This window comes from Streptomyces sp. NPDC047515, assembly GCF_040643055.1.
GTDB lineage: Bacteria > Actinomycetota > Actinomycetes > Streptomycetales > Streptomycetaceae > Streptomyces.
The window spans coordinates 1-1,511 of record NZ_JBEYTM010000165.1 but is presented as its reverse complement, the minus strand read 5'-3'; the positions used below and the strand labels follow the sequence as shown (position 1 = coordinate 1,511).

Annotated in this window: 1 protein-coding gene and 1 pseudogene; one reads left to right on the top strand and one right to left on the bottom strand. The window is 67.9% G+C overall.

The features are described from left to right. Positions 1-213: 213 nt before the first annotated feature. Positions 214-756 (top strand): hypothetical protein, encoded by a 543-nt coding sequence (locus ABZ826_RS39325; protein WP_361459395.1) that lies wholly within the window; start codon positions 214-216, stop codon positions 754-756. Here the strand turns inward: ABZ826_RS39325 and ABZ826_RS39320 are convergent. Further along, positions 704-1,414, bottom strand: a pseudogene (locus ABZ826_RS39320) (IS5 family transposase); the annotation flags it as partial. The gene ABZ826_RS39325 and the pseudogene ABZ826_RS39320 overlap by 53 nt on opposite strands. Positions 1,415-1,511: the final 97 nt, after the last annotated feature.

Sequence of the window (1,511 nt, the reverse complement as noted above, 5' to 3'; positions counted from 1 at the left end):
CGACATCTCGAAGCGTGGAGAACGGCCGCCGCTGCTGTCCCGCGAAGAACCGCAGATCAGCAGGTCGGGTGACAGGCGAGGTTAAACGTCAAGCTGAGAAGCTGTATCTCAACCGAACATGATCGCTTGATTCCTGCTGGTCAGGCATGGTTTCGGTCGGGGTGAGGGAGGTATCTGGCGTTCTGCTTCCGCTTGTTTGTCGAGGGGTGCGTGATGGCGTCGATGCTGGGGTTGCTGGAGGAACGGGAAGCGTCTGCCCGTGAGCGGGTGGAGGTCTTGCGGGAGGAGGCGGCCCGTGCGGCTGCGGCCTTGGAGGCTGGCGAGATCGAGCTGGACCGGCGGGTGATCGCGCGGGAGGAACTCGTCGAAGCCCTGGCCGCCTCTGCCGGCGAGTCCACTGCCGCGATGGAAGCCAGGGGAGATTTGGTGCCCGCCCCCGTTCTCGAGGGTGCGTCCGCGTCGGTTCCGGGAGCGATTGTGCCGCCCTGGCGGGAGGGGTTGTCGGTGTCGGTGCTCTCGCTGGACAGCCAACGGATCCTGAACGTGCTTCAGGACGGGCCGGGCCGTGAGCCGATGCGGGCCAAGGACATCGCGGCGGCCCTCGGCGTCGAGGTGACGGTGGCGGCGAAGGTCGAGGGAGTGCGGTCGAAGGCGAAGCGCCTGGCCGAGCGCGGGTGGTTGCTCCAGGAGGCGTCGGGCGCGTTCAGTGCTGGCCGACGGCTCGTGGCCGGGCCAGTCGGCGGCTCATCCGCGTGATCACCGAGAACAGGATCATCGCCTCGCTGGTCGCGGGCAGCGTTTCGTAGTCCCGGCACAAACGGCGCGAGTGCATCAACCACGCCAGCGTGCGCTCCACCACCCACCTGCGGGGCAGCACCACGAACCCCTCCGTGTCGTCCGTGCGCTTGACAACCTCCAAGGTCAGGGCAAGTTTCTGACGGCACCAGTTGATGAGTGGGCCGGTGTAGCCGCCGTCGGCCCAGACCAGGCAGATGTCCCGGTGCAGGGTCCGCAGTCGGGCCAGCAGACCGACGGCCGCCTCTCGGTCCCCGATGTTCGCGGCGGTCACGGCCACGACCAGCAGCAGGCCCAGACAGTCGGTCACGATGTGCCGCTTCCTGCCGTTGATCAACTTTCCGCCGTCGAAGCCGCGTGAGACGGCCGGCACCGTCGCGGCGGCTTTCACCGACTGTGCGTCGATGATCCCCGCCGTCGGCTCTGCCTCGCGCCCTTCGCGCTCTCGCACCCGGCCACGCAGCCGATCGTGGAACTCCGCGACCAGCCCGTTCTCGCGCCAGCGGCGGAAGAAGGCATAGACCCGGGCCCAGTGGGGGAAATCCGCGGGCATCGCCCGCCAGGAGATCCCGCCCGCGACCAGGTAGCGAATCGCGTCCAGCATCTGGCGGTGGCAGTAGCCCTCAGAGCCTGTCGGGTGGCCGGTTGATTACGCTGCGATGTAGTCCTCGACGGTGTTGGCTCGTGCGGTCTTGCGGTGGGATTCATGGCTCCAC